Annotated in this window: 4 protein-coding genes; all 4 read right to left on the bottom strand. The window is 48.0% G+C overall.

The genetic code is table 11. The features are described 5' to 3' along the window. Positions 1-259 precede the first annotated feature (259 nt). Genes ABYP33_RS18765 through ABYP33_RS18750 form a run of 4 tightly spaced genes read right to left on the bottom strand, consistent with a single transcriptional unit; the run spans position 260 to position 1,903 of the window. Positions 260-574, bottom strand: coding sequence for a hypothetical protein (locus tag ABYP33_RS18765; protein WP_373092833.1), 315 nt, complete (start codon positions 572-574; stop codon positions 260-262). A 2-nt stretch (positions 575-576) separates the two neighbouring features. Beyond that, a complete protein-coding gene (locus ABYP33_RS18760; protein WP_373092831.1) occupies positions 577-1,356 on the bottom strand; it encodes an ERF family protein in 780 nt (259 codons plus the stop codon). A gap of 1 nt (position 1,357) precedes the next feature. Continuing rightward, on the bottom strand, positions 1,358-1,669 hold the full coding sequence (locus ABYP33_RS18755) for a hypothetical protein (RefSeq protein ID WP_373092830.1): 312 nt from the start codon (positions 1,667-1,669) through the stop codon (positions 1,358-1,360). 57 nt (positions 1,670-1,726) lie between these two features. Continuing rightward, on the bottom strand, positions 1,727-1,903 hold the full coding sequence (locus tag ABYP33_RS18750) for a hypothetical protein (protein ID WP_373092827.1): 177 nt from the start codon (positions 1,901-1,903) through the stop codon (positions 1,727-1,729). Positions 1,904-2,296 lie beyond the last annotated feature (393 nt).

The raw sequence follows: 2,296 nt of genomic DNA, 5'->3' as shown, positions 1-2,296 counted from the left end.
CCTTCGCCGCAGTTTGCCTGCTCGCGCTCTGCAATCGAAACAGCATCGCCAGCATTCCACACGTAATCGCGCAAAATGTACTCGCCGTCTTCGCCGTTCTTGATGATTTGGTGGTAGCTGCCCATCTTGTGTACCCCTCGCAGTGTGTTGTTGGTATGGGTGTACTTTATAAAATAACCCGCACCGCTTCAAGCATTTTTATATACCGATTAGGCATAAAAAAGGCCGCTGTTATGCGGCCAATAGGGGATGGGGAAACCTAGAATGGGATTGAGTCGCTATCGTCAAAATCGGTAAACTGGCCTGCGCTGCTTTGCTGCTGCGGTGCGGCCTGTGCCTGCCCGTCGTCGCGCCAGAAAACCTTACAGTTACCCAGAATGTTACCCTTCACGCCTTGGGCTTTTTCGTCCTTGTCAACGTCCTGAGTAATCATACCGTTGTCGCCGTACTGCCCTTGGTTGTCAACGTCAATAAAAACCGTTGCGTCAAGGTACGTGCCTTTCTTGCCTTTGAATAGTCGCGCCTTATCGATTTGGGAAACATCGATCTTTAGCGACACACCATATTTAGCCATGTTTATTCCTCGTTACTTTTGAGTGAGCGCAGATATTCTATATCCGACTGGGTGAGTTTTTTAACTACTAGGCGTTTTTCGTCTGGCGTTAATTCGTCAACCAGTTCGCCTAGTGCTGGGTCTTGATTCTTAATGTGTTCCTGAATTTGCAGGGCGTAATCTTCGATTATCTTCCACCCTTCCGTTTCCAGCTCTTTGCACAGCTTCTTGCCGGATGATACCTGCCCCTTCTCGAAACTGCCATTAAGGGCGGTCATTATCTCAGGGCCAACGGTTTGAGCAAAGACAGTAAAGCCTAGTGCGTTTTTGCTTTCAAGCAATTCATCAAAGGTCGCCTTCTGGATGGCAGTATACGGGAATTGCTCAGCCGTGCGACTTTCCTCGTTCTCCCCAGTCTCAAGGCTAAAGACTTTGAGCATGGCGTATTTGGTCGCGTAGCTTGCCGCCTTGCCGGGTGCTTTGTCGCCAGTATCAGCAGCGTGGGCGTTAATGGTGACCGTTACCCGATCCTCTGGATTGTCGATATTGACAAAGCTGACGGCGTAGTCGCCGCTATACAGGTGCATTGATACGCCTTTTTCCTTGTCTCGCCGCTCCAGTAGTTCGGACTTCAATTGCTCAAGGTGAACTACGATACCCTTTGCCACCAGCTCGCGCCGGATAACAGCCGTTACCATGTCGTGAGTCACGGCCCGATAGCCCTGTACGCTTGCATCCTTGCGGACGTATTCAACTTTCTGCATCACCGCGTTAATTCGCTGGTAAATGTTTTTCTCGCTCATATCAATCCCCTATGTTCTCGTCACAGTCGGTGCAAAAGTCACCGTATGCGCCATTGCCGTTACATTGCCAGCATATAGTCCCCTCGAACACGCCTTGGCCCGAGCCTGAGCATTTTTCGCAAACCGCGCTGTCAATATGGTTATGCGGGCAGTTGGCCAGCCATTCGTCAATTTCTTCTATGACTTCATCCTGGTCTTTCCCGGTGATAACCGGATAGTAACTCTCAGGCCCGTCATAGTTTTCATGGGTAGCCACCCACTTATCGACCCATCGGTCAGCGTCTATTTCTATTGTAAAATGCCGATATTCCATATTCCCCTCCGGTATAACTCTGCATTCAGCGATACCTATCGGCTCGCTAATTTGGTGTTATGCGCTCAATTTAGCTACGTTTTGCGGCATCCGAGTTAAAATCTGCCCTTGCATATTTTGCAGCAGTACATCACCACCATCAAAGCCAGCAATAATCCACAAGCCCGAGTCACCAATAATATGAACAGCGTCGAATTTCTTTAGTGTCTTTTGGTTCTTGTCTAAAATATCCAATTTGTTTCTCCATTGCGCGCCAGCGCATAACAGGTAAATGTTTCGGACTGCTTTAGCAGCCGCAAATTAAAAGGGTTAATCACTCACCACCAATAATATTATAAAACAATTCTTGCATCAATACCTTTTTATAATTAATATCCAGCCATGCACGATTCACACGTAAGGCTATACAAGCAATACCACAGCGCAAGTGCTGAGAAATACTTAGCACTTCGCCATGACCGTGATTGCGTGCTGGCTTTTCTGTACCATTTGAGAAGGTCGATTTAACCCCGCAAAACAGAGGCGCAGCGAAGCGGAGTCCGACTGATTTTGCTTTGTTATACGGACTACTAACTACGGAGTGATACTAATGCACAAGATAGAGGTTGAATGTCAGAACGACGACTG

Source organism: Zhongshania sp. (assembly GCF_041584495.1).
Classification (GTDB): Bacteria; Pseudomonadota; Gammaproteobacteria; order Pseudomonadales; family Spongiibacteraceae; genus Spongiibacter.
The sequence above is the reverse complement of the archived record's forward strand: the minus strand, read 5'-3'. Positions and strand labels throughout refer to the sequence as shown.

Coding starts and splice junctions, on each gene's coding strand:
- ABYP33_RS18765 (WP_373092833.1), bottom strand. CDS start 574: ATGGCTAAATATGGTGTGTCGCTAAAGATCGATGTTTCCCAAATCGAT.
- ABYP33_RS18760 (WP_373092831.1), bottom strand. CDS start 1,356: ATGAGCGAGAAAAACATTTACCAGCGAATTAACGCGGTGATGCAGAAA.
- ABYP33_RS18755 (WP_373092830.1), bottom strand. CDS start 1,669: ATGGAATATCGGCATTTTACAATAGAAATAGACGCTGACCGATGGGTC.